This is a genomic window from Gracilibacillus massiliensis, assembly GCF_001458115.1.
In the GTDB taxonomy this organism is placed as follows: Bacteria; Bacillota; Bacilli; order Bacillales; family Amphibacillaceae; genus Gracilibacillus; species Gracilibacillus massiliensis.
On sequence record NZ_CZRP01000012.1, the window covers coordinates 42,745 to 69,033 of the forward strand.

The 26,289-nt window shown below is 35.3% G+C and carries 28 protein-coding genes; 23 read left to right on the forward strand and 5 right to left on the reverse strand.

Annotation, left to right across the window (positions count from 1 at the left end; translation table 11 throughout):
- The first annotated feature begins 255 nt into the window (after positions 1–255).
- From BN3107_RS07810 to BN3107_RS07820, 3 genes are all read left to right on the forward strand, one after another.
- Positions 256–711 carry a CoxG family protein gene (locus tag BN3107_RS07810; protein ID WP_058307082.1) on the forward strand — a complete coding sequence of 152 codons (456 nt, stop codon included), beginning with the start codon at positions 256–258 and terminating at the stop codon, positions 709–711.
- 148 nt (positions 712–859) lie between these two features.
- Positions 860–2,287 (forward strand): alanine/glycine:cation symporter family protein, encoded by a 1,428-nt coding sequence (locus tag BN3107_RS07815; RefSeq protein ID WP_058307083.1) that lies wholly within the window; start codon positions 860–862, stop codon positions 2,285–2,287.
- A gap of 395 nt (positions 2,288–2,682) precedes the next feature.
- Complete coding sequence (locus tag BN3107_RS07820) at positions 2,683–3,210, forward strand: DinB family protein (RefSeq protein ID WP_058307084.1); 528 nt, start codon at positions 2,683–2,685, stop codon at positions 3,208–3,210.
- Positions 3,211–3,234: 24 nt separating this feature from the next.
- Here BN3107_RS07820 and rpiA read toward each other — a convergent pair whose 3' ends face one another.
- The gene (gene rpiA / locus BN3107_RS07825; RefSeq protein WP_077065077.1) at positions 3,235–3,903 is read right to left on the reverse strand and encodes a ribose-5-phosphate isomerase RpiA; all 669 of its coding nucleotides are present in this window, start codon (positions 3,901–3,903) and stop codon (positions 3,235–3,237) included.
- Between the two features lie 372 nt (positions 3,904–4,275).
- On the opposite strand from rpiA, the gene BN3107_RS07830 reads away from it, so the two are divergent.
- Positions 4,276–4,845 (forward strand): dihydrofolate reductase family protein, encoded by a 570-nt coding sequence (locus BN3107_RS07830; RefSeq protein ID WP_058307085.1) that lies wholly within the window; start codon positions 4,276–4,278, stop codon positions 4,843–4,845.
- 148 nt (positions 4,846–4,993) lie between these two features.
- On the opposite strand, the gene rpsD is transcribed toward BN3107_RS07830, so the two are convergent.
- Together rpsD and BN3107_RS07840 are read right to left on the reverse strand one after the other, a co-directional pair.
- Entirely contained in the window at positions 4,994–5,596 is a 603-nt protein-coding gene (rpsD, locus tag BN3107_RS07835; protein WP_058307086.1) for a 30S ribosomal protein S4, read from the reverse strand.
- A 238-nt stretch (positions 5,597–5,834) separates the two neighbouring features.
- The gene (locus BN3107_RS07840) at positions 5,835–6,314 is read right to left on the reverse strand and encodes a GAF domain-containing protein (RefSeq protein ID WP_058307087.1); all 480 of its coding nucleotides are present in this window, start codon (positions 6,312–6,314) and stop codon (positions 5,835–5,837) included.
- Positions 6,315–6,566: 252 nt separating this feature from the next.
- On the opposite strand from BN3107_RS07840, the gene BN3107_RS07845 reads away from it, so the two are divergent.
- From BN3107_RS07845 to BN3107_RS07885, 9 genes are all read left to right on the forward strand, one after another.
- A complete protein-coding gene (locus tag BN3107_RS07845) occupies positions 6,567–8,273 on the forward strand; it encodes a septation ring formation regulator EzrA (RefSeq protein ID WP_058307088.1) in 1,707 nt (568 codons plus the stop codon).
- A gap of 23 nt (positions 8,274–8,296) precedes the next feature.
- The gene (locus BN3107_RS07850) at positions 8,297–8,617 is read left to right on the forward strand and encodes a hypothetical protein (protein ID WP_058307089.1); all 321 of its coding nucleotides are present in this window, start codon (positions 8,297–8,299) and stop codon (positions 8,615–8,617) included.
- 141 nt (positions 8,618–8,758) lie between these two features.
- Positions 8,759–9,898, forward strand: coding sequence for a cysteine desulfurase family protein (locus BN3107_RS07855; protein ID WP_058307090.1), 1,140 nt, complete (start codon positions 8,759–8,761; stop codon positions 9,896–9,898).
- A 5-nt stretch (positions 9,899–9,903) separates the two neighbouring features.
- Positions 9,904–11,106 (forward strand): tRNA uracil 4-sulfurtransferase ThiI, encoded by a 1,203-nt coding sequence (gene thiI, locus BN3107_RS07860; protein WP_058307091.1) that lies wholly within the window; start codon positions 9,904–9,906, stop codon positions 11,104–11,106.
- A gap of 98 nt (positions 11,107–11,204) precedes the next feature.
- Complete coding sequence (locus BN3107_RS07865) at positions 11,205–11,411, forward strand: alpha/beta-type small acid-soluble spore protein (protein ID WP_058307092.1); 207 nt, start codon at positions 11,205–11,207, stop codon at positions 11,409–11,411.
- A 176-nt stretch (positions 11,412–11,587) separates the two neighbouring features.
- Positions 11,588–13,180, forward strand: a complete 1,593-nt coding sequence (locus BN3107_RS07870) for an amidohydrolase (protein WP_058307093.1) — start codon at positions 11,588–11,590, stop codon at positions 13,178–13,180.
- Between the two features lie 305 nt (positions 13,181–13,485).
- Positions 13,486–14,598 (forward strand): RNA-guided endonuclease TnpB family protein, encoded by a 1,113-nt coding sequence (locus BN3107_RS07875; protein WP_058307094.1) that lies wholly within the window; start codon positions 13,486–13,488, stop codon positions 14,596–14,598.
- Positions 14,599–14,806: 208 nt separating this feature from the next.
- A complete protein-coding gene (locus tag BN3107_RS07880; RefSeq protein ID WP_058307095.1) occupies positions 14,807–15,115 on the forward strand; it encodes a putative quinol monooxygenase in 309 nt (102 codons plus the stop codon).
- Between the two features lie 35 nt (positions 15,116–15,150).
- Positions 15,151–15,771, forward strand: coding sequence for a class I SAM-dependent methyltransferase (locus BN3107_RS07885; protein WP_058307096.1), 621 nt, complete (start codon positions 15,151–15,153; stop codon positions 15,769–15,771).
- Between the two features lie 153 nt (positions 15,772–15,924).
- Here BN3107_RS07885 and BN3107_RS07890 read toward each other — a convergent pair whose 3' ends face one another.
- A complete protein-coding gene (locus tag BN3107_RS07890) occupies positions 15,925–16,725 on the reverse strand; it encodes an NAD kinase (protein WP_058307097.1) in 801 nt (266 codons plus the stop codon).
- Between the two features lie 122 nt (positions 16,726–16,847).
- On the opposite strand from BN3107_RS07890, the gene BN3107_RS07895 reads away from it, so the two are divergent.
- From BN3107_RS07895 to BN3107_RS07910, 4 genes are all read left to right on the forward strand, one after another.
- Positions 16,848–17,345 carry a hypothetical protein gene (locus BN3107_RS07895; RefSeq protein WP_058307098.1) on the forward strand — a complete coding sequence of 166 codons (498 nt, stop codon included), beginning with the start codon at positions 16,848–16,850 and terminating at the stop codon, positions 17,343–17,345.
- A 25-nt stretch (positions 17,346–17,370) separates the two neighbouring features.
- Positions 17,371–17,814: a GerW family sporulation protein gene (gene ytfJ / locus BN3107_RS07900; RefSeq protein ID WP_058307099.1), complete on the forward strand. Its 444-nt coding sequence runs from the start codon at positions 17,371–17,373 to the stop codon at positions 17,812–17,814.
- Between the two features lie 155 nt (positions 17,815–17,969).
- Entirely contained in the window at positions 17,970–18,950 is a 981-nt protein-coding gene (locus BN3107_RS07905; RefSeq protein WP_058307100.1) for a class I SAM-dependent methyltransferase, read from the forward strand.
- 163 nt (positions 18,951–19,113) lie between these two features.
- Complete coding sequence (locus BN3107_RS07910) at positions 19,114–20,298, forward strand: acetate kinase (RefSeq protein ID WP_058307101.1); 1,185 nt, start codon at positions 19,114–19,116, stop codon at positions 20,296–20,298.
- Positions 20,299–20,534: 236 nt separating this feature from the next.
- Here BN3107_RS07910 and BN3107_RS07915 read toward each other — a convergent pair whose 3' ends face one another.
- On the reverse strand, positions 20,535–20,978 hold the full coding sequence (locus tag BN3107_RS07915; protein WP_058307102.1) for a universal stress protein: 444 nt from the start codon (positions 20,976–20,978) through the stop codon (positions 20,535–20,537).
- Between the two features lie 414 nt (positions 20,979–21,392).
- Here BN3107_RS07915 and BN3107_RS07920 point away from each other — a divergent pair, with 414 nt between their 5' ends.
- From BN3107_RS07920 to BN3107_RS07945, 6 genes are all read left to right on the forward strand, one after another.
- On the forward strand, positions 21,393–22,148 hold the full coding sequence (locus tag BN3107_RS07920) for an SDR family oxidoreductase (protein ID WP_058307103.1): 756 nt from the start codon (positions 21,393–21,395) through the stop codon (positions 22,146–22,148).
- 91 nt (positions 22,149–22,239) lie between these two features.
- Positions 22,240–22,749, forward strand: coding sequence for a DUF4178 domain-containing protein (locus tag BN3107_RS07925; RefSeq protein ID WP_058307104.1), 510 nt, complete (start codon positions 22,240–22,242; stop codon positions 22,747–22,749).
- Positions 22,750–22,770: 21 nt separating this feature from the next.
- Positions 22,771–23,439 carry a PspA/IM30 family protein gene (locus BN3107_RS07930; protein WP_058307105.1) on the forward strand — a complete coding sequence of 223 codons (669 nt, stop codon included), beginning with the start codon at positions 22,771–22,773 and terminating at the stop codon, positions 23,437–23,439.
- 87 nt (positions 23,440–23,526) lie between these two features.
- Positions 23,527–24,183 (forward strand): DUF4247 domain-containing protein, encoded by a 657-nt coding sequence (locus tag BN3107_RS07935; RefSeq protein ID WP_231735276.1) that lies wholly within the window; start codon positions 23,527–23,529, stop codon positions 24,181–24,183.
- A gap of 20 nt (positions 24,184–24,203) precedes the next feature.
- Positions 24,204–24,599 carry a DUF350 domain-containing protein gene (locus BN3107_RS07940; protein WP_058307106.1) on the forward strand — a complete coding sequence of 132 codons (396 nt, stop codon included), beginning with the start codon at positions 24,204–24,206 and terminating at the stop codon, positions 24,597–24,599.
- 72 nt (positions 24,600–24,671) lie between these two features.
- Positions 24,672–26,222 carry a polyamine aminopropyltransferase gene (locus tag BN3107_RS07945; RefSeq protein ID WP_058307107.1) on the forward strand — a complete coding sequence of 517 codons (1,551 nt, stop codon included), beginning with the start codon at positions 24,672–24,674 and terminating at the stop codon, positions 26,220–26,222.
- Positions 26,223–26,289 lie beyond the last annotated feature (67 nt).

Below are 26,289 nucleotides of genomic sequence, written 5' to 3' on the forward strand. Positions count from 1 at the left end.
TGAAAAAATTCTGCCAAATAATGATAATCCAATAATAAATGCTACTAGAAAAGCTAAACCTATTAACCATTTTTCCTGTTTTTTATATATGGCCACCACCCCCTATAATTATCCTGTATCTTTGTTACAAGTTTATGCTTGTCCTTATACTGAATAGTAAAATTTTTCCCTATTAATGAAAAATTAAAACAAAGAATATGTTTGCGGAATATTTTTATGAATCTGTACATAGGTAGTAACGAGGGGGAATGATAAATGCCAAACGGAAAACACAACATGAAATTAGAGGTCCCAATCGCAAAAGTATGGGAATTTGTACGTGATATGAACAACTGGGCCCCATTAGTACCAGGTTACCTGGAACATCAACGTATAACCGAACGACAATCGACTTGGAAATTTAAAGGTGATATTGGAATTATGCAAAAAACAGTAGCACTTAGAGTGGATATTAAAGAATGGATAGAACCAACTACCGTGACATTTAATCTAACAGGTATATATGATAATATCGTCGGCAAAGGAAGTTTTGTCGCTAAAGAAATAACGGCAAATCAAACAGAAATCATCGGTAATTTGGATATTAATGCTGGTGGGATGAAGGGACCGATGGTGAATACCATTCTAAAATCATTAGTACCGAAAACAACAGAAGACTTAACAGAAGCGGTAGCAAACCGGATAGAAAAAGTAGAAGTCATCGTTAAATGATGAGATTGTTCGAATAAATAGAGATCAGTATCTATAATAATACATACCCCTGTCCAAAATTTTGGATAGGGATTTTTATTTTTTTCAAGATTTTGTAATAAATTATTGTAATTTTGGGTATATGTTTTGCATGAGAGGAGTGAACAACATGGAAAAAGCAGAGTATGTCATCACAAAAATTATCGATTGGGGAAACCTCATTCTATGGGATTATGTACTAATTTACTTACTAATCTTCGCAGGCTTGTTTTTCACGATCAGATCCAGGTTTGTACAATTTCGTTTATTCGGTGAAATGTTCAAAGTAATATCCGAAGAAGCTGTTGAGCAAAGTGGTAAACGTGGTACCAATGCGTTTCAAGCGTTTAGTATCACGATTGCATCACGAGTTGGTACAGGGAATTTAGCAGGGGTTGCACTAGCTGTTGCTATTGGTGGACCCGGTGCAGTTTTTTGGATGTGGATTATCGCGTTAATTGGTATGTCTACTGCCTTTATTGAAAGTACATTAGCACAAGTTTACAAAGTTCCTGATAAAGATGGCTTCCGTGGTGGGCCAGCCTATTATATGGAAAAGGCTTTAGGCCAAAAGTGGATGGGGATCCTATTCTCTATTTTAATAACGATTACATTTGGTTTCATTTTTAATGCTGTACAAGCTAATACAATATCTCAAGCAGTAGACCAAGCGTTTAATATTGATCCGATTTGGACAGGTATTGTGTTAGTGGTATTAGCAGGTATCATTATTTTTGGTGGAATTAAGCGAATTGCATCTGTCGCAGGAATTATTGTACCAATAATGGCTATTATTTATATGGCGGTAGGTTTTTATGTTGTTTTTACAAATATAACAGCCATTCCTGATGTATTTATGCTTATTATTCGTAATGCATTTGGCTTAGAAGAAGTGTTTGGTGGTGGAATCGGGGCAGCAATGATGTATGGGATTCGTCGTGGATTGTTTTCCAATGAAGCTGGTATGGGTAGTGCACCAAACGCAGCCGCAACCGCTGGTGTCAATCACCCAGTAAAACAAGGCTTAGTTCAATCCTTGGCAGTATTCTTTGACACGATAGTAATCTGTAGTTTAACAGCGTTTATCATTATATTATATGACAACTTTTATCAAGCGTCCGAAGATGGGATTCAACTAACACAAGTTGCCTTAAGCGCCCATGTAGGAGAATGGGCATCGATCTTCTTAGCGATCACTATTTTCTTCTTTGCATTTAGTTCTGTTGTGGGCAATTACTATTATGGTGAAACAAATGTCAGCTTTCTAAATCATAACGGTATTTGGCTAAACATTTACCGCGTTTTAGTATTAGCTATGGTGATGTTCGGCTCACTTGCTTCAATTCAGTTAGTTTGGAATATGGCTGACATGTTTATGGCGTTGATGGCGGTAGTTAACTTAATCGCAATTCTGTTATTAAGTAAAATTGCCATCCAAGTTTTACAAGATTATATGAAACAAAAGAAAGAAGGCACTGATCCGAAATTTTATTATAAAAATGTCAAAGGTTTGAAAAACATTTCTTGGTGGGGCGCGCAGGATGAGAACAAAAAATAGTTGAAAGGGTTGATAAAAAGATTTGGTGGTGTTTATAGAATATCCATCAAATCTTTTTTTGTATCTATCTTTGTTTTTCTATGTCCGATTGAATACATATTTTTTCTTCTAACAAATTAATTATGGATGAAATATTCTTAAATTGGATTAAAGAACAATTATTAGTTATGTATCAAGAGAACATCAACAATTTTAAAAAAATTTTATTCCAAGTCCTAACGCAAAGTCTTTCCGCAGCAATGACTAAGCATGCAATATGGATCGCCCCAAAAAAGGATAGACAAATAAACGATTATTAAAGGAGTACAAGTAATTCAAAATTTTATGTTAGGATGGAAGGGAATATAGCAGTTAGATTTGTTTTTAAGGAGGAGAGTATTCTGCAAAGCTCATATATGAAGAAACACTTTAACAGGATTTATGAACAAAGAGAAACATTCTTAGATGTCTTAAAACCGTTTAAAGATAGAGAGTGGGAACCACCTATTGAAGGTAAGTGGTCCTTTGGGGAAACATATTATCACTTATATCTAATGGTCAAACGATTCCGCCAGTTAAATAAAATATATGTACCCATATATAAACCGATTGCAACAATAAGACGAAGAGCATCTTATAAAACCGATATTCATGATATTTATGCAGAATATACACAGAATAACAAACAACCGATGAAAGCTCCTTCTGTTTTGTTACCACCTAAAGGAATTCAGGATAAAATTATGTTTGAAGAGATAATAATAAACCTGGAAACGGAAACGCATATACTAGAAGAAGGGTTAGCTAATATTCCTGATGATATTGCTGGACAGATCCGTTATCCTGATCCTATAGCTTATTATCCTAATTTAATTCAGAGTATCAACTTAATAGGAATACACGAAAAACATCATTTTAACTTATGTAAGAATTATTATCTGTAAATCTTACATTCTAGTGGAAACTCTTTAACTCATTATCGTTACATCACCATTTTTCCTACCTAGCACAATAGTATCGGCCATTTTAATAAAGAGACCATTTTCAACTACGCCAGGTATCATGTTCAGTTGCTGATTTAGTACAGCGGGATTGTCAATAATCTCAAAATAACAGTCAGCAATATAATTTTGATTATCTGTTATAAAAGGGGAGGCATTTTTATTACTTCTTATTTTTGGAGTGCAGCCCAGCTTTTTAATCGTGTTAAGCGTAGTTTCCCAACTGAATGGTACGATCTCGACAGGTAAAGGAAACTTACCCAATTGATTCACATATTTTGATTCATCGATTACTACAATAAATTTTTTAGAAATAGAAGCCACCATTTTCTCACGTAATAAAGCACCGCCACCACCTTTTATAAGTTCAAAATCATGATTGGCTTCATCGGCACCATCTATTGTTAGGTCTAAATAATCAACAGAGGACATAGATACTAATGGTATCTCTAAATCTTTTGCTAACTTCTCCGTTTGTATAGAAGTCGGGACTCCTTTGATATTTAGTCCTTCTTTTAGGAGTTCCCCTAACTTAATAATAGAAAAATAAACCGTTGATCCTGTTCCAAGGCCTACAGTCATACCATCCTCAACATATTGTACCGCTTTTTCACCAGCAATTTTTTTAGGGTTCAAAATGTTTTCCTCCTAACTAAAATAGTGTATTTCATTGATAGAATAAATGTATCATCACATTTTATTGTATTCAAATGCCAATCAATATGAAAAAATATTAAATAATCTTACAGAAATGAATAAAGCGTTTGAGAGGGAAATAGCAATTTTGAGTACTGCTAAGGTTAATATACACTCAAAAGTACATTTATAAAAGGAAATATTGTAAAATAAACGTGTTAGGGTGTAGCATGCTCTCGATGAAGTGAAAATTATGAAACAGAAATTAAAGGTGACGGTGCTGGTGGCTTTTTGATCCATCAGAACCGCCCAAAAGTTTACTATTTATATAGTACTGGGCTAGATTGAGTAACAACCGAGGGAGGAAAAACAATGAACAATGTAGTAAGTACAAGAAACGTAATTTTAGATTTAGCTGTAACACTGGATGGCTTTATTGAAGGAAAAAATGGTGAAGTTGATTGGTGCATAATGGACTCTGAGATGGGGTTTGCTAATTTCCTAAATCAAATTGATACTATTTTGTATGGAAGAAAAAGTTATGATTTATGGGGACAATATATTCCAACAATGGAAGATGCTAATGCTGAAAAAGAAATGTGGGAATTAGTTCACAGTAAAGAAAAATATGTGTTTTCTAAAACGCAGAAAGGGTCTGACAAAAAAGCAATTTTCATAAACAATAATATTCTTGAAGAAGTAAATAAATTAAAGAATCAGACGGGTAAAGACATCTGGTTATACGGTGGAGCAAGTCTTATTCAAACTTTCATCGATTTGGGACTTGTGGATGAATTCAGACTATCTGTTCATCCTGTTATTTTAGGAGAAGGAAGGCCACTTTTTACAGATGTAAAACAGAAGTTAAATTTAAAATTAATTAGTACAAGAACTTACTCTTCTGGCGTTGTTCAACTAATCTACCACTTGAATCGAGATTAATAATATTAGTTACACAACAATAGTGCGCGTTTGCTGAGGGAGAATACATCATTATTCTACTAAGCACAGAAAAAAATGAAAACCCCCAGTATTGCTGATAAGTCAACATTACTGGGGGTTTTTGATTGCTCTTTATGAAGCAAGTATATTAACGAGAGTAGAACTCAACAATAAGCGCTTCGTTAATTTCTGCTGGTAATTCAGAACGCTCTGGTAAGCGAGTGAAAGTACCTTCTAGTTTGTCTGCATCGAATGATACAAATTCAGGTGTGAAAGAGTTAGCCTCAATAGCTTCAGCAATAATGTCTAGCTTTTGAGATTTTTCACGAACACCAATTACTTGACCAGGTTTTACTTTGTAAGAAGGAATGTCAACGCGACCTCCGTCTACTGTAATGTGACCATGGTTTACTAATTGGCGAGCTTGACGACGAGTACGTGCAAGTCCTAGACGGTAAACAAGGTTATCAAGACGAGATTCAAGTAAGATCATGAAGTTCTCACCATGGATACCTTTCATAGCGCCAGCTGCGTCAAATAGGTTACGGAATTGACGTTCTGTCACTCCGTACATGAAACGTAGCTTTTGTTTTTCTTGTAATTGTAAACCATATTCTGATAGTTTACGACGTTGATTAGGTCCGTGTTGACCTGGTGCGTAAGGACGTTTGTCTAACTCCTTACCAGTACCTGTTAATGAGATACCAAGACGACGAGACTTTTTCCATACAGATCCTGTATAGCGAGCCATAGTGCATCTTCTCCTTTATATATGAATTTTGCATAAAATAAGACAGTGTGTCCCTCAACTCGACAGCTATTTTGTTTTTCATGCATCCTCGCCCTAGTAGCAGAGAGTTACTCGATGCACCTTACATTCGTTCGTAAGGAACAAAATAGTCAGCCAGCGGTTCACATAGGCTACCTTTTTTACACAAAGTTCATTATATGATGCGAGAGCGGGAATGTCAACAGGAACCTGTTATTACTTAGATATATTTTTCTAATGTTTCTACAAATTGTTCTAAATATTTCTGATCGATTTCGTCAAAACGATTTTTGTTCGGACTATCAATATCAAGTACACCAAAAATTTCTCCGTTTTTGATAATAGGAACAACGATCTCTGATTGGCTTGCTGCATCACAAGCAATATGACCAGGGAATTGATGCACGTCAGCAACTAATTGTGTCTTTTGCTCTGATACTGCCGTCCCGCAAACACCCTTACCGCTCTTAATTCGAACACATGCCGGTAAACCTTGGAAAGGTCCTAGTACAAGTTCATCCTCTTTCCAAATATAAAACCCAACCCAATTAACCTCATTTAAGAATTGATTCAATAATGCCGATGCATTAGATAGGTTAGCAATTGTATCTGGCTCATCTTGAAGTAATGCGTCTAATTGCTTAATAACAATCGGATAGTCTTTTTCTTTTGCGCCTTTATAATCGGTTGTTTCAAACATATATTCCACTCCCTTAATTACTGTGAATGTAAGAATTTCATATATCATACAATACATTGCGTACTGTTACAAATGAATAATCTTGCAGGGAATAGAACAGGAATCGATAAAAATATTCAAAAAATAGTAAAAATCTTAGCAATAAGGCGTGGAATCATGGTATCATTACATGTAATAACAAGTCGTGTCAAAATTCAATGAAAAATAGAGAGAAATAGAACAGTTATCGGTTGGTTTGAAGGAGGATTAATTATGTTGGAATTCGTGATCGGCGGAATTCTTATTATTATTGCGTTAATCATAGTCGGACTCATATTCAGGAAAAAGATTTATGACAATGTAGACCGTCTAGAAGCATGGAAAATGGATATTATGAATCGAAATGTAACTTCAGAGTTAGCAAAAGTAAAACAGTTGAATCTCTCAGGGGAAACACAAGAGAAGTTCGAGAGTTGGAAAGAAAATTGGGATATTATCCTTACAAGAGACTTACCAGATATGGAAGAATATTTACTGGATGCGGAAGAAGCAGCTGACAAATTCAGAATCAAAATGGCGAAAAACAATATTCGAATTGTAGAAGAATCCTTAAATAGCATAGAAAAAAATATTGAAGACATGTATAAAGAATTAGATCATTTACTTGATTCAGAAAAGTATGCTCGTCAACAAATTGAAGAGTTAGCACCCCGTATAAAAGAGTTGAAAAAATACTTATTACATAATCGCACACTTTTTGGTAAAGCTGAGATTATTTTTGAAGCAGACTTATCAAAGTTAGAAAAAAGACTGTCAGAATATGCACAATTAACCGATGATGGTAATTATATTGAAGCACAAGAACTTATTGAACTATTAATAGAAGAGATTGATTTAATCGAAGAGAAGGTTAGCTCATTTCCTGACATATATCGTCAGTGTAAACAGACACTTCCTAATCAGATGAAAGACTTACTAAGAGGCATGGATGAGATGGAAGAGGAAGGGTATCGTGTCCAACAATTTGGTTTTGAAAAAGAGTTAAAGCAATATGAAAACCATTTGATCAATTCGATTAAAGAATTAGAAAACGGGGAAACCGATGCGATCGTTGAATCGCTTGAACAAATGGAAGACCGGTTGAATGAAATGTTTCAGTTACTTGAGAAAGAAGCAAAATCCAAATCAATCGTTGAAAGTCAATTTCCTAATCAGCAGCAAAAGTTAGAAGAAATTCAGGAGAGTATCCAAGATACAGGTAATCAACTTAAAGAATTACAGCAAACCTATTTTATCGAGGAAGCGGATCTTGAATTATTTTTAAGTATTGAAAAATGGTTTGAAAAATTAGAAAATCAATTTAAACAAATCGAAGTCGATTATCAGGATCGTAAGTCAAATCATTTAGAGATTAAAGATGAATTAGATACCTTTGCGGAAGAAATTAATAAATTAGATAGTGCGCAAGAAGATTTCCAAGTGCAAATCCGTGATCTTCGAAAAGATGAAATCGAAGCAAAAGAAAAAATAGCTCAACTGAAGCAAGACTTAATTCGTACAAATAAGCAATTACAAAAAAGTAATATCCCGGGGATACCATCTTTTATTGTCAATGCTTTAGAAGAGGCAACAGAGAAATGTGAAATTGTCTTAAAACAGTTGCAAAAACATCCATTAGATATGGGCAAAGTGCAACATAGTATTGGAGAAGCAAATAAGTCGGTAGGCAATTTTGTGGAGCAAACGAGATTGTTGTTAGATCAAGCACGTTTAGTCGAGCTAGCGATTCAATTCGGCAACAGGTATCGTAGTGCTCATCCACTTCTTTCTGCACAATTATCTGAAGCTGAAAAACTATTCCGAAATTATAAATATGAGAATGCTTTAGAAACTGCGATAAAAGCATTGGAAGCTGTCGATGCAAATGCAATGGCAAAAATCGAAGAAATGGATCAAGCGATTAAGCAAACAGCAAACTAATTTGGTAAGGGCGGGAAGACATCATGAAATGGTTGGTGACAGCTTTATCACTTATCACAGTAACCACTTGGGTAGTTGTGTTGTTTTTTTACTTAGATGTTGACCGAAACACATACATTTATGCAGAAGAACATACACAAATGACAGATTCAAAACAATTGAAAAATGCAAATTTTGTATTTCGCACTAAAAATGCACCTCGAAACGATGAAGTGAAGCAAGTTGTAAATCAAAAAGAACCGCAAGAGAGTAATAAAACATTACAGGATATCCCACTCCAACTTACGGATGACAACAAGGTATCCATTGATGAATTATTATCAGCTTTAAATATCAAATTCTAATGTGTGTTTCGGATATACTAAAGATATTCCTTATTTCTTAGGAATATCTTTTCTATTGTAATTCAACTTCCTTTCCCATATTTTCACGATTGATAAAATATGATAAGATATAGCAATGTGTTTAGAAAAAGAGGGATTCGAATGATTTATTTAGATAACAGTGCAACAACACAACCTGATCGACAAGTATTGGATAGTTATACAAAAGCAGCGACACAATTTTTTGGGAATCCTTCTTCCATTCATGGAATTGGGATGGATGCTGAACGACTTTTGAGAAAGTCTCGTGAACAGGCAGCTTCGATACTAGAAGTGAACCCCCACGAAATTATTTTCACATCAGGTGGTACTGAAGGAAATAACCTAGCAATAAAAGGAATTGCCTTGCAACATAAAAATCGCGGAAAACATATTATAACGTCGACTACAGAGCATCCATCGGTACTAGAAGCATGCCAGGGGTTAGAAACGTTAGGTTTCGAAGTCAGTTATTTAGAGGTAGATCAATCAGGTATTATTAATATAGAAACATTAAAACAAGAAATAAGAGAAGATACGATATTAGTAACAATTATGCATGTAAATAATGAAATAGGCTCAATTCAACCGATAAAAGAAATCGGTGAGACTTTGAAACAATATCCAAAAGCTCTGTTTCATGTTGATCATGTTCAAGGTTTCGGCAAAGTTGATTTAGATTTTAACCATTGCCATATCGATTTATGTACTATTTCAGGCCATAAAATCCATGGATTGAAAGGGACAGGGCTACTTTATGTTAGAAATGGTGTTCGCTTGTATTCGCTGGCACATGGTGGTGGACAGGAAAGGTCTATCCGTTCCGGTACAGAAAATGTTGCTGGTATCGTTGCTCTCGTAAAGGCAATGCGGATCGCAAAAGAACAGCAATCAAATATAAAAACAGTAGACATTTTACACCGAAAGTTAATCGATCATTTAGAAGGAAATAAACGAATCGTAATCAATACACCAAAAGAGAAAAAAGCACCACATATCGTTAATTTCTCTGTTCCAGGCTTAAAACCAGAAGTAGTCATTCACGCTTTAGAGCAATACGATATTTATATTTCCACTAAATCCGCTTGTTCGTCTAAAAGTAGTGACGAAAGTGCAGTATTAATTGCATGTGGTAAGGATCGCAATGTCGCTATTTCTGGTCTGCGAGTTAGTATGTCTTATCATACTTCAGAGCAAGACATTGATTTTTTATGTAAAAAATTGGATGTTGTTATTAAAAACTTAGGGAAAGTAATGGGGTAGATAGTATGCAATATAATCATATAGTTATAAGATATGGGGAATTAACATTAAAGGGAAGAAATCGAAAGTTATTTACTACGCAATTAGCACAAAATGTTCGTCAAGCATTAAGAAGCTTTCCTGCTATTAAAGTAGAGAAGAAACGTGACCGTATGTACATTGTGTTAAATGGTGAGGACCCCGAACCAATCATTGAGATATGTCGTAACATTTTTGGTATTCAAAATATGAGTTTGGCTATTAAAGTTGCAAATGAAGTAGAAGATATAAAGGAACAAGCGTTAAAGTTGTTAATAGAAACGGAAAATGTTGAAACTTTTAAAATAACGACAAAAAGATCCAATAAAGATTTTCCAATAGGATCGCAAGAATTTAATCATGTGTTAGGCGGATACTTGTTATCCAATACAGAAGGTATAACAGTAGATGTTCATCAACCTGATTTAGAAATTACGGTGGATATACGGACAGAAGCTACGTATCTTACTTCAAAGAAAATTCAAGGTGCTGCTGGATTGCCAGTTGGTTCCTCTGGAAAATCATTGCTACTTTTATCTGGTGGAATTGATAGTCCTGTAGCAGGTTATTTAACAATGAAACGTGGTGTCCAGTTAGAGGCAATCCATTTTCATTCGCCTCCATATACGAGTGAGAGAGCAAAAGAAAAAGTGCTTGATTTAGCTGAGAAACTTTCGTTCTATGGTCATTCTTTGAAGGTTCATATTGTACCGTTCACTGCACTTCAACAAAAGATACATCGTGAAATACCACATGGTTACTCGATGACAGTAATGAGAAGAATGATGATGAGAATAAGTGAAGCTGTTGCAAAGAAAGAAGGTATTTTGTCACTGATCACAGGGGAAAGTCTGGGACAAGTAGCTAGTCAGACAATGGAAAGCATGCATGCCATAAATGCGGTGACCAACTACCCTGTCATTCGTCCATTAGTTGCAATGGACAAAGAAGAAATTATTAGTATTTCAGAACAAATCAATATGTACGATATTTCCATTCGTCCTTATGAGGATTGCTGTACAGTCTTTGTACCAAAAGATCCAAAAACAAAACCACGATTAGAAAAAGTAGAGCAATTTGAAGCAAATATAGCATTCGAACAAGACATTGAGGAAATATTAGAAGCTACCGAAACAGTAAAAATAGAACTGAAAGAAAAACAAGAACAAGAGTTAGATGATTTACTCTAACTCTTGGTTGATTGTCCAACAACTACCAGTAAAAGTCATGCATGAGATCGCCTCCAAAAGTACATCATAGTAGTGTAGTCAAGAGGAGGTGAAAGCAAATGGCGAACAACAACAGTTCAAACAACTTAGTAGTGCCAGGAGTAAGCCAGGCTTTAGATCAAATGAAATACGAGATTGCACAAGAATTCGGTGTAAGTTTAGGTGCTGATACCACTTCACGTGCTAATGGTTCAGTTGGTGGAGAAATCACTAAACGTCTAGTACAAATGGCTGAACAACAATTAAATGGTCAAGCAAATCAATAATGAGATTACTTGAAATGAAACGAAATAGCTTGTATCAATAAAAAAATATTGATATTGGCTACTTCAGTTAATACGAAGGGTAGTGCTAAATGCACTATCCTTTTCTTATTTAAAAGTTTTTGCTATCGTTATATCATATTATCAGAAGACTACAAGGCATAGGTTAGGTGATATTTATGGGTACGCTCTTATTTGGTGGCACGATTTATTCAATGGAAGATAGGTCATCAACAGTGGAAGCAATATATATTGAAGATGGAATGATTGTCAATGTCGGAAAAGAAACAGATTTGCGAAAATCTTATCATATAACAAATGAACATGATTTGAAAGGTGCGGTTATGTATCCAGGCTTTGTCGACAGCCATTTACATATTATTGGACATGGAGAAAAAATATTGCACCTTGATTTATCAGCGATGGAGTCTGCGGAAGAGGTATTGCAAGCACTAAAAGAAAAAGTAGAAGAATTGGAGCCAGAGGAATGGTTAATTGCTGATGGTTGGAATGAAAATCAATGGGCAGATCCAAGGGTAATTGCCAAAGAAGAGCTTGATGAAATTTCTTCAGAGCATCCGATCATTTTAACTCGAATATGTCGTCATGCGATAATCGTAAACTCAATAGCTCTAGATTTAGCTGGTATTACTCCTGAGACAGTAGACCCTCAAGGCGGTAAAATTGTCCGAAATCAAATTGGTGAACCTACTGGATATCTATTGGATCAGGCACAGGAATTAATCAAATCGGTTATGCCGCCAATTACCGAAAAGAAATTAAAGCAAACAGTAGAGGTCGCTATCAAAGATCTACTTCGCTTAGGCTTAGTAGGTGGTCATAGTGAGGACTTATCCTATTACGGTGGTTTTGAGCGAACTTTAAGAGCATATCAAGAAATATTACCTGTTAAGTATAAATTTAGAGCACACCTGTTAGTCCATCATCTGGTATTTGATGACATGTTGAATAATGGCTATCAATATGGAAGTGGAGGAGAATATACAACACTTGGAGCAATGAAAATATTCTCTGATGGAGCGTTAGGTGGTCGCACGGCATGGTTAAGTGAGCCATATCATGATGATCGTTCTAATGAGGGAATACCGATCCACAGACGTCAAGATTTAGAATTACTTTTTCAGAAGGCAAGAAAGCATAAACATCCAATAGCGGTGCATGCAATTGGAGATAGGGCAGTAGAAGAAGTGGTCACATGTATCAAGAAATATCCACTTGATAACGGATTAAAAGACCGAATTATACATGCTCAAATCATGAATGATAACTTACTCAAAGATTTAACCGATATTCCAGTTGTATTGGATATTCAACCTTCTTTCGTAGCATCCGATTTTCCGTGGGTAAAAGAAAGATTAGGTGAGCAACGTACATCCAAATCATATCCATGGAGGACTTATATCGAAAAAGGGATAGCTTGTGCAGCTGGTTCAGATGCTCCAATTGAAGAAGTAAATCCCCTTTTGGGAATTCAAGCAGCTGTAACAAGGAGATCTAATATAGATGGTGAAATTTATGGTGAACAGGAAAGACTTTCGGTTTATGAGGCTATATCGCTCTATACCAAAGGGAGTGCATATGTAATTGACCATGCACATGATCGAGGTATGATTAAACCTGGATTCGTAGCCGATTTCACCATTTTAGAAGAAGACTTATTCAAAATCGATCCGGACAAATTTCACCAAGTGGATGTAAAAACTACGATTGTAAACGGTGAAATCATGTACCAAAAAGAGGATAGGAAATAAATAGTTCAACTTTCAAACTGAATAAACTTATAGGATAGCATACCCAATATTTAGTAGTAGGTATGCTATTTTTAGGTTCATTGATATCCATACCATTTTGCAAAATCAGGTTTAATGGTTGGAAACAAATATTAGATTTTCTAGAAATATTTAACGTACTTCCGACAGAAGTTTCCCTCTTCAAGCGTGTGAAGGGCATAGCCCAACGGTAAGGGGGGAGATGAATGTTGGTTGGGAGATATCCCAAAGTAGTTGCAATTACCGAACTTGTGTTCTATAATAATTATTAGAAAGAGGTGATGGATATGACGAAACAAAACAAGGCCTATAAGTTTCGAGTGTATCCAACGGAGGAACAGGCGTTGTTGATACATAAAACCTTTGGTTGTGTTCGTTTTGTTTATAACAAAATGTTAGCTGAACGAAAAGAAACGTATGACCACCTAAAAGATGATAAAGAGACATTAAAAAAGGTGAAACTTCCTACACTTGCCAAATATAAACAAGAATATGACTGGTTAAAGGAAGTAGATTCTTTAGCTTTGGCAAACGCTCAACGAAACTTAGATAAAGCTTATAAAGCATTCTTTAGGGGAATTGCCAAGTTCCCCAAATTCAAAAGTAAACGACACCAGCAAAGCTACACCACGAATGTTGTGAATGGGAATATTCAATTGTTAAATGGTTATATCCAATTACCGAAATTGAAAAGGCTCAAAATGAAACAACATAGAGAGATACCTTCCGAACATATACTCAAATCTTGCACCTTATCTATAACTTCCTCAGGAAAATACTATATTTCTATTCTCACAGCGTACGAAAAGCAGATCAGTCCTAAGGAAATCCACACAATGGTTGGCTTAGACTTTATGATGGACGGGCTGTTTGTTGATAGCGACGGTAAGAAAGCCAATTACCCAAAGTTTTATCGACAAATGCTTGGTAAATTAGCGATTGAACAACGTAAACTATCTCGTAAAAAGAAAGGCTCTTCCAATTGGAACAAACAACGTATTCGAGTAGTTAACATGCAAGAAAAAGTCGCGAACCAACGTAAGCATTTTCTTCACCATCTATCAAAGGAGTTAGTAACGCACTATGATGCGGTTGTCATAGAAGATTTAGACATGAAGGGAATGTCACAAGCACTTCAATTCGGTAAAAGCGTCGCTGATAATGGATGGGGAATGTTCACTTCATTCTTAAAGTACAAACTAAAAGAACAAGGGAAACATCTTATCAAAGTGGACAAATGGTTTCCATCTTCCAAAACATGTTCGAGTTGTGGAAATATTCAACCCATGCCAATGAACATGAGGGTATATGCTTGTTCGTGTGGACTAAAGCTTGATCGAGATTACAACGCAGCACTCAATATCAAAAAAGAAGGCATGCGCTTATTAGCGAGTGCCTAATGATAAGAAGAACTCTTGGAACAAGAGGGTTAGCTTGGTAAATTTCGTCAGCTACCAAAAGTGGCAATTACCCAAGAAGCCCCCACTTCAAGCAACCCGTAAGGGTGGTAAGTGGTGGGAGTAGTTCACATAGTTCTATGTTATTATACAGATAACAACAATTCCCAAAAGAATCCATGGGGAAATATAGTTGAAAGGGTGAATAAGAATGAGTAAATTTGGCTTGTTTGGTAAGTTTTTAGTGAAAGAGGGGGAGCGTGACAGATTAGTCTCTATATTGTTAGAAGCTGCTGATTCTATGCAAAAATTGAAAGAATGCGAAAAGTATCTTGTGAATATTTCGGAGGAGGAGCCTAATTCAGTATTTGTTTATGAGATTTGGAGTAATGAAAATGCCCATCAAGCATCTTTATCACTTGAAGCTACTCAATTATTAATTGAACGTGCGAAACCAATTATTACAGGGATGGAGAGAATAAGTACTTTTCAGCCAATGGGTGGTAAAGACAAAAACTAATTTATTTTAAAATAGTAGTTACTAAGGGGTGAAAAATGGAAAAAGATCAGCGAATTAGAAAATATGATAAACAGGTAAAGATATATGAAAATACTGGAAAGAATCAAAAGTTTAATGAATTGAGAAAAAAGATAATAAAAAACGCATATGGAAAAGTTTTAGAAGTCGGTGTTGGGGCAGGGGCGAACTTTCCTTATTATAATAAAAAAAACGTGGAGATAACAGCAGTGGATTTCAGTTCAGAGATGATTAAAAGCGCCAAACGAGCAGCATCAACGTATCAATTGAAGGTAGAATTTATTCAAAATGATGTAGATAAGTTATTGATGGAGCAAAATTCCTATGATTGCATTGTTTCAACCCTTTCACTTTGCAGTTATCCTGAACCAATTGCAACATTAAATAAATTTAATGGTTGGTGTCGTAAGGATGGGAGCATATTATTAATGGAACATGGTTTGAGCTCTAATCAATTTCTGTCCTTTGCCAAAAAAATGATTGACCCACTCCATACTAAAATCGCTGGATGTCATTGTAATAGAAATATAAAAAAATTAATAGACGAATCTTATCTTCAAGTTGATCATAGTGAACGTTATTGGTCAGATATCGTAAACTTAATATGGGCAAAACCTAATAAGCAAGTTTTTACTTAAAACCCCTCCTATCAAAATTGGAAAAATGAGGAACAACTTTTGGTTTATCACGGTGTTACCGGTCGTCCACTATCAATTATTGTGCAGTATCTTCCTACTACGAATAAAAATCCAAACGATTCGACCGTTTGGATTTTTCTGATTCTATTCAAGTTATAGGAATGTGCGCTGTACTCTATCCCAAAAGGAGTTGTTTTTCAGCTTCACTGTTTTAATTCGCTTATCACTTAATTGAATCGTCAATGAATGAATATTACGGATAGAATATGCTTCATTATCAAGCCCGACAATCGGATAATCGTTACCATCTTGGATGACTTCCAGACGTAATTTGCGATCCTGATTTAGAATAAAAGAAGAACCTAAGGTACGGTAGCGATTATTGTTTAACGATGCAAGTTCTGTGACCTGCATACAAGGTATTTTTGGATCAATGACAGCTCCGGTTGTTGACTTATTGTATCCGGTACTTCCAGTTGGAGTCGCTACGATCAATCCATCTCCACGAAAACGTTCAAAATGATTATCATCAATTGATACATCAATAACAATTGTTTTGATGATAGCAGATCGAATAGCTGCTTCATTCAAACAATGGAATGTCGATTCACCATTAATGGTTACATCAATCACAGGAAAGCGGCGAACTTCTATCGAATTATCCTTCATGGAATCCACCATCTGATCATAATGATCAATGTCAAAATCACAATACAAACCAGATTCGTCTTTTTGGGTGATTCCTAAATATAAACAGTCTTGACGGAATCCAGTATGTCGCACCGCTTGTAAGAACTCTCCGTCTCCACCAACACTGATAACAATATTAGCATCTTTCGAGTCCTCTACGATTGAAAATCCATGTTCATCCACATACTTAAATAAAGGTTTCAACTTTTCTATAATCTCATCATTTTTTTTGTAATAGAAATATAAATTTTTTCTGTTATCCATACTATTGCCTCCTTACTCTATGTAACTGAGTTAATCTTATCATGGTTTGGATCGGTATCCTATTAATAAGTATGATAATTCTGTATCAATTTGTAAATAATAGTAGTGGAGGTGATATCGAAATGATTTTCTTATTATTGGCTATTTTTGCTGTTTTCATAACTATGTTTATCGTTATTTTACAATTGCGGATTTATATAAAATTAATTTGGCAAATAGACGAAAAAGAAAAATATTTGCAAGTTTCTGCAAATGTCTTAAAGATTTCGTTTTATCAAAAAAATATTGACTTTACAGAGTGGGAGCTTCCTTCTGTTGATCAACAAAAAAGTAACTGGCGTGAAAAATATCAGTCATTTAAAAAAATAATGCGTGCATCCAAGCTTGAACATATAAATTCTAATACGATGGTCGCAACAGATGACCCGGCAATTACTGCTTATTTATACGTTTTTTTAAAAATAATCAACGAATCGGTTAGTTCCGTCTATAACCAAAAGGATCGATCAGAAATAGTGATCGGAGCGGATTTTGAACAAAATAGCTTTCAATCCACTGGTGAGTGCATGATATCTGTCAAATTGAGTAAAACTATCAAAGAGATTCGAAAATTAAAATAACAGAAACGTGAAAGGAGCTTAACAAATGGCAGAAAATAATAATGAAAATAGTCATCCATTAGAAGGTTTTATGTCTTTGACGATGGAAAATTTAAAAGAGTTAATAGAGGTAGACACTGCGATCGGTAAACCGATAGATGTACCAGACGGAAGTGTGATTATCCCTTTATCTAAAGTAAAGTTTGGTTTCGCCTCAGGTGGTAGTGAATTTATTCCAAGTGGTCAAGGTAAAGAAAGTAGTCAGAAAGATAATGAGTCAGAATCGATCATTCCTTTCGGAGGTGGTAGTGGTGGAGGAGTGTCGATCACACCTACTGCATTTTTGGTGGCAAACAGAGACGGTGTCGAGCTCATAACATTGAATGAAACAACAAAAGTTTATGAAAAAATGTTAGATAAAGGACCACAAGTGATTGATCAAGTGATGGAAATGCTTAAACAGAGAAAAGGAGAATCAAGTAAGCAATAAAAGTCGAAGATAATGCTTCTCAGTAGACAATTTGATTTCACTGCCTTCATAATAATAAAGGGAGTTCCGTGTTAGAGTAGGTATTTACGGATCGTCTCATATGTAGATTCATGCAGGCAGTGAATCATTTTGAATATTGATGGAGGGAAAGAAACATGTCATTTAATATAGAAAAGGCATTTACACATTTAGATAAATTAACTGATTCGATAGAAGAGACAGAAAATCAACCATACTTAGATAGTCTAATTTTGGCCTTGCGTGTTATTCAAACAAATGAAGAAGTAGATGTAACAGAGCAACAAGCACAACATATCAAAGAATTAAAAGAGCTATTAACACAAGATGAAGTAACAAGTGAAGACATTCGCAAGATGATTCAATTAGCCTTAATTAAGGGAATGAAAGGTTCTACCCAACACCAACATGTGGTGACACCGGATTCCGTCGCTATGTTTATGGGGTATTTTATTCAAAAATTACTACCGGAATCCAAGTCGTTTCGTTTATTTGACCCTGCGAGTGGTGCTGCAAATTTATTAACAGCTGTTATTAATCAAGTAGAAGCAAAGATAGAAGGTTATGGAAGTGAAATCGACCCTACCTTAATTCAATTAGCGGTAGAAAGTGCGAATTTACAAAAAGTATCTATAGAATATTTTCATCAAGACAGTTTAGCACCTTTATTCTTAGAACCAGTGGATACCGTCGTTTCCGATTTGCCTGTCGGTTATTATCCTGACGATGAACATGCTGCAAAGTTTGACTTATGTGCTGAAGAGGGACATACGTATTCACATCATTTATTTATAGAACAAAGCATCAATTATACAAAAGAAGAAGGCTTCTTATTATTTTTGATTCCTAACTTTTTATTTACAAGTGATCAAAGCGATACATTACAAAAGTATCTGCAAAAGCATGCACATATTTTAGCACTCTTACAATTACCGTTATCTATGTTTTCTTCTGAGCAACATGCTAAAAGTATCTTAGTATTACAAAAGCAGGGAAAAAATACAAAACCACCAAAACAAACATTAATGGCGCAATTACCTTCTTTTAAAGATGTTCATGCAACACATAATATGCTTAGAAAGATTGACGATTGGTTCAAATCAGAAAAGAGCAAATAATCAGAAAATAAAAATTTTATGAAGGAAACGTTACCATTGAATATTCCGGTTGCAAACTTATTCTGACGGTGTTTAAATGGAGTGGGGAATGTTTGAAAAAATAAAAAATCCATTGTTACACTTGACAGGATAAGTAACAGACAGATCGAAAGGAATGAAAATGTTGCGTAAAATTTTAGCTATTAATGCTGGTAGTTCTTCACTTAAATTTCAGCTGATAGAAATGCCAGAAGAAAAAGTCTTATCAAAAGGACTAGTAGAACGCATTGGGATTGCAAATTCGGTTTTCTCGATTGAATTTGGTGAAAAAGAAGAGGAAGAAACTAGAGATATTGCGGATCATGCAATAGCGGTGAAGTTGTTATTAGATAAATTAATCTCATTTGGTGTAATTAAGAGTTTAGATGAAATAGAAGGTATTGGTCATCGTGTTGTGCATGGTGGAGAGAAGTTCAGTGATTCTGTAGTAATTACAGAACAAGTTATCAAAGAGATTGAAGAGGTGTCAGAATTAGCGCCATTACACAATCCCGCGAACTTAACGGGGATTCGTGCTTTTCAAGAGGTACTTCCAAATGTTCCTGCCGTGGCAGTATTTGATACAGCTTTCCACCAAACAATGCCTGAGCAATCATATTTATACAGTTTACCATATGAGTATTATCAAGATTATGGTATACGTAAATATGGTTTTCATGGTACTTCCCATAAATATGTTGCCGAACGTGCATCAGAGTTAATGGGTCTTCCATTAAAACAATTGCGTTTATTATCTTGTCACCTTGGAAATGGTGCCAGTATCGCAGCAATAGAAAATGGAAAATCAATTGACACATCAATGGGCTTTACACCTTTAGCTGGTGTGACAATGGGAACGAGATCTGGAAATATTGATCCGGCACTTATTCCATATATTATGGAAAAAACCGGTCAAACCGCTTCAGAAGTAATGAATGTTTTAAATAAAAAAAGCGGTATGCTAGCTCTCTCTGGTTTTTCTAGTGACCTTCGTGATATTCAGGAAAAAGCAATTAGTGGCGATGGACGAGCTGAGCTTGCTTTACAAGTATTTGCTGAACGGATTCATAAATATATCGGTTCCTATGCAGCAAGAATGCATGGAGTAGATGCGATTATATTTACTGCAGGTGTAGGAGAAAACAGTGTAGACATTCGCGAACGTGTCTTGAAAGGACTTGAATTCATGGGAGTTTATTGGGATCCAAGTTTAAATAATATCCGCGGAAAAGAAACGTTTGTTAATTATCCACACTCACCGGTAAAAGTCATCGTAATTCCGACCAATGAGGAAGTTATGATTGCTAGAGATACGGTACGTTTAACATAGAATAAAAGATAAAAACCCTGTTTCTAACTCGTTAGAAACAGGGTTTTTGTAATTAGTAAAGAAATTATATTAGCATTGTCATGTCTAGCTCCGAGAGCCCAGAAACTAGGCGACTTCACAAATCGCCCTACGATAAGTCATCATCGACTCGCAAGCTCGCCGTGATTCCTTTATCTCAGTTGATTCGCTCCAGTCGCTACGTTTCTAAACGGGCGCTCTGCGCTTTTCATATTATATTAACTTCTAACAACTAACACATCAGATTTGGCATATCTGGTAATACTTTCTGATACACTCCCGATTAAAAATCTTTCTACAGCATTCATACCTGTGGCACCACAAATAATAAGGTCTGCTTCAAACTTTTTAGCTAAATCTTTTGGAATTTTAATTTTGGGTGAGCCAATTTCTACATGAGTTGTAATATCATTTATTCCTCTGTTACGAGCTTTTTCTTTATAATCATCAAGTAATGTTTGGGCATAACTCTCAGATCGAGCTGCTAATGTTTGATCATATACTTCTGGAGCAACAGTTGTAATTGTTCTTGTATCAATGACATGTGCTAAAAACATTTTAGCATCATTTCGCAGTACAATATCTACTGCTTTTTTAAAAGCTAGTTCTGAAGCATCAGAACCATCCACTGCTACTAATATTCGATCATATTCAAAAGTCATCTCGAAATCCCCTTTCGTTTCTATAAGATTATTATAACATGTATCCGCTTTCTTTTGAAAGAATGAATAAATGTTTCTTACTCTACATATACCACTAATAGCGCTCATTAAAACAATCTTCAGAGAAAAACAATAATTTTGAACGAGTGCTTTTTTGAAAAGGATTTCTTTTTTCTTCGCGGGATATGTAATGTTGTAGACGGGATAATTGGTTGTCTTAACGGGATAAGTCTTTATATCCTGTCAAGCATGCCAATGTTTAAGCTAAATTTGTCACAAGTTTAGTTTCACTGATCGAAATAGAATTTTATCACTAAATTATAATGAATCTACATAGTCATTTATAGAAAAATTTACTATAATAATGTAACATGGGATATGTAGTGTAGTTTGTAGGTTGGAGGAGGAAAATACATGGGTCACGCCTTTATTACGGCAGGAACAAAAGGCCTTGGATTAAAAGTTACAGAAGGTTTTATTAAAAAAGGGCATGCCGTCTCGGTCACCTACTTTAGAGACAATGATCGTGCCAAACAATTACAACAGCGATTCCCGGAAGCATCGATTGAAATTATCCAAGTTGATGTTTGTAATAAAAAAGACTTAACAAACGCTGTAACTAAAGCCGTAAAAAAGTTTGGATCGATCGACTATTTAATCAATAACGCAGGACCATTTATTTTTGAAAGAAAAAAACTTACAGATCATACAGATGAAGAATGGGATCAAATGATTAGAGGTAATTTAGATGCTGTTTTTCATTTATTAAAACTCACCATTCCCAATATGCGCAAAAATCGATTTGGGCGAATTGTTAACTATGGCTTTCAAAGCGCAAATACTGCTGCTGGATGGGTTAACCGTGCTGCGTTTTCAGCTGCAAAAGTTGGACTAGTTTCCTTAACCAAGTCGATTGCCTATGAAGAAGCTGAAAATGGAATTACATCTAATATGGTTTGTCCAGGTGATATTACGGGGGATATGAAAGAATCGTCTATTGACAAGAGCAGAGAGGTAGAGGACCCCTATACACCGATTGGCCGTTCTGGCACAGGAGAAGATATAGCTCGAACTGTACTATTTTTCTGCGATGATGACTCAGATATGGTTACCGGAACAGTAGTAGATATTAATGGGGGATTAGATGTGATCCATCAACATCGAAAATAATTGAATTTTTTTTTGAAATACTGAAACCTTTTTAGAAACAAATCGTACATATTAGTAACAACCCATTAAGTAATGAAATGAGGTGCACCAAATGGGTTTCTTTTCGAAATTATTTGGCAAAAAAGAAGAGAAAGCAACTGTAAATAAAAGGGATTTGCTTTCGGTAGAAGTGGGGGATATTATTGAATATGATTTAGCGGACTATGAAGTTGTAGGGAAAATTACTTATAAAGAAGGTAACTATAAATGGTACAGTTATCAACTACTTGGTGAGGATAAAACCATTTGGTTAGCCGCTGAGATGGATGATGATTTAGAGCTAGGAATTTATGAAAAAATTCAGTTGCCTGTAGCAAATGATTTTCCTAAAGAGATTGTATTTGATAACAAAACCTATTCTCTAGATGAAAGTGGTCAAGCTCAAGTTACTGGTGAAGGAAGAAGTAGTTCTTTAACAGGACAACGGATTCGCTATGCAGAGTACTGTGATCATGATGAAGTTTCTTTTATCAGTGTGGAAGAATGGGATAGTGATGTGGAAGCAAGTATTGGCTATTCGATTGAGTCCTATGAAATAAAAATAATTGCTGGTTCAATGTAAATATTTGAAGGAGGAAAAATAATGTTTCAATTTTTTAAACGTGTTAAAACAGTAGTAGGTTCAGAGTTAAATTCAATGTTAGATAAGGCGGAAGATCCAGTTAAAATGCTAGATCAATTTATGCGTGACATGGAATCTGATATTCGTGAGGTAGAATCCGCAGTTGCTAAACAAATCGCTAACGAAAAAATGTTAAAAAGAAAAGCAGATGATGCTCAAGCATTAGTAGAGAAACGTCAAGCTCAAGCTGAAAAGGCGATTGAAGCGGGTAACGAGGATTTAGCACGCCGCGCTTTAGAAGATAAAAAAGATCAAGAATCTCAAGCGAATACTTTAAATGAATCATGGGAACGTGCTAGAAAAGATGCAGATCAGCTAAGAGAAAAATTAGATGAAATGAAAAAAGAATACCAACAAATGCAATTGAAGAAAGATTCTTTAAAGGCAAGAGCAGAATCTGCCAAAACTCGTACGAAAATGAATCGCACGATGTCTTCTATTGGTAATGATGATTCTAAACGAGGATTCGAGCGAATGGAAGAAAAAGTAATGCAATTTGAAGCAGAAGCAGAAACGAGTGAAGATATGTCTTCTGCAAGTAAATCCCTTGATGATGAATTTGAAGAATTGGGAAATAGTGATGTAGATGACGAGTTAGCAGCATTAAAAAAGAAATTAGGAAAAGAGTAATAATAACAACAAAGAAGGGACCTAAGGTGAGACTTTAGGTTCTTTCTACAGTTTGAAAGTTACAGTGGTCTGGGAGGTGATCGAGAAGTGAAAAAAACAATGGTAATAAGTGTTTTAATGTTGTTAACAATTATCCTCGCTGGTTGTGGTTCTGATAATGTGTCTATATTTGATGAATCTAGTGCAGTTGTACAAGAAGATCTTGAAGTAGCAGAATCAAAAGATGACATAATAAATAAGTTAAAAAGTGCCGATAATAGAGATGTTGAGACGTTAATTTCCAATAATTTTCCATTCGTTGACTCTGTTGTAGGAGAAGATACAACCGCGAATGTATACGGTACATTGCAATTTGAAGTAGAAGAATTAGCAGGCATATTAGCTGATGTGAAGCAACCAGATGAAATCTCTGATTATAAAGACGGACAACAGATTCTTGTTTATCCTGGCTTTTTTGTTGTCTTAAAGGATAGTGAAGATATCGACAATGCAACGTTCATTGAAGTAGCCAGTGAGCAGTTTGTTCGAAATAATTATTCACCTAATTTTTTAACTACATATTTTGCAATTAGAATGCTCGATGGTATCTTCGGAAATAATTGGGTATCGAGTCGCAGAAATCATTGTAGCAAAAGTGATTGTTATGGCGGATATTCCACATCCCGAAGCTATAATAAAGGTGGCGTAACAAAAAACAGAGGACTGGGCACATTCCGTGGCGGTGGCCCAAGTTCGGGAAAATAATCTAAAGAGGAGAGTTGAATATGGAACCATTTATTTCTACATTTATTTATTTTGTAGTATCAATTATTATTGTCATTATAGGTTTAACGATTTTTGAGTGGTTAACAACGAAATACAAAGATTGGGATCAAGTCAAAGGTGGTAATCAAGCCATAGCGTTGTCGATTGCTGGTAAAATAATCGGTATCTGCATTATTCTAGCTTTTGCTATTTATCACAGTATCGATGTAGTAGAAACCTTAATATGGGGGGCTTACGGTGTTGTTTTACAATTAATAGCATACCTGATTTTTGAAGGGTTAACACGTAAGTTTTCAGTGGAAGAGCAATTAAAAGAAAACAATATCGCAGTAGGAATTATTTCCTTTGGTGTTTCTGTTGGTTTAGCGTTTGTTATAGGTGCATCGATCACATAAGATAGTAAGCCTGGCCGTTCATGTATTAGGTCAGGCTTTTCAAATTAGCACATAAATGATGGAGTGGCAAAAATGGAAGAAAACAAGATAAGACAAAGTCATTTTATATATTGGGCATCAGGTATTGTATCTATTTGTGGTATTATTTTTGAAGTGTTGTTTGGCGCGCTCGGATCTTATATATTGGGTGATGGTGTGAAGCAATACACACTAACGATTTCGTTATTTTTAACTGGCATGGGAATAGGTGCAAGTCTGAGCGAAAAGGTCACAAAAAATCTTGTATTATCGTTTATTTATATCGAATTTTTTGTAGCATTAATTGGTGGTTTTTCAAGTTTTCTAATGTTTGGTGCCACTGCTTTTTTCTCGTCTGGTACGGATGCGCTTTTCCTTTATTCGATAACATTGATTGTTGGTGCGCTAACGGGTGTAGAGTTGCCAATATTAATTCGAAAAGCAAATCAGATAGGTGTTACCTTGCAAAAAAGTACGGCAAGAGTATTATTCTCTGATTATGCAGGTGGATTGATAGGTGGTTTGCTTTTTGTATTTTTATTGAGACCACAACTAGGTATGGTTAAAAGTGCATTTTTAGTAGGATTAATTAATTTAATGGTTGCACTGGTAGTTCTCTATTTATTTCGAAAAGAATTAGTAAAAAAAGGGGTACATGCAATAGTCGGTGGAGTAATTGCTTTACTTCTAATTGGCGGTCTGTTTTTTGGTGAATCGATAGCTCTCACATTTGAACAAAAAATCTATAAAGATCCAATTATTCATTTAGAAGAGAGTAAGTATCAGAAAATTGTAGTTACCAAACAGGATCAGGATATTCGTCTTTATTTAGACGGAGCCTTACAGTTAAGTTCGATAGATGAACATCGTTATCATGAAGTGTTAGTTCATCCGACCGTTGCCAATACGGAATCACCAGAAAAGGTATTAGTATTAGGTGGTGGAGATGGACTAGTTGTTAGAGAATTGTTGAAGTATTCTGAAGTAAAACAAATAAATTTAGTTGATTTAGACCCAGCAGTTGTAGAGTTAGCTAATACCAATCCCCACCTTCGTGCACTAAATGAAGGTGCTTTAGAAGACCAACGGGTAAACATTGTTCATCAAGATGCATTTCAATACCTAGAGAATAGTCAAGATTGGTTTGATGTTATTATCGTAGATTTACCAGATCCTAATAATGAAAGTTTAAATAAATTATATACCAAAGAGTTTTATTCGCTTGTCCGGAATCATTTGAATCCATCAGGAACCGCTATGGTACAAGCTACAAGTCCAGTTTTCGCAAGAGAAGTATACTGGACAATTTCTAATACGATTTCAGAAACAGATCTACATGTTGAAAATCTTCATGTCGATGTGCCAAGCTTTGGTAATTGGGGATTTGTGATGGCGAGTAGAGAATCGATAGATTTAGAGAGGTTAGAAATTGTAGTAGAAACGAATTATTTAGAACAAGAGATACTACATAGCTTAACAACTTTTGGAAAAGATGAAGATCAAAATATCCTTGATAGAAATGGTAATCCAAAAGAACTGGGTGTTAATACTTTAATTGACCCTATTCTAATTCCATTATATGAAAAGTCATGGGAATATTATTAATTTCAAGTTTTAGATAGCACTCCTGAAGGGTAAAACTGTACTAGAACATTTTAAAAGGAGTGCTAAA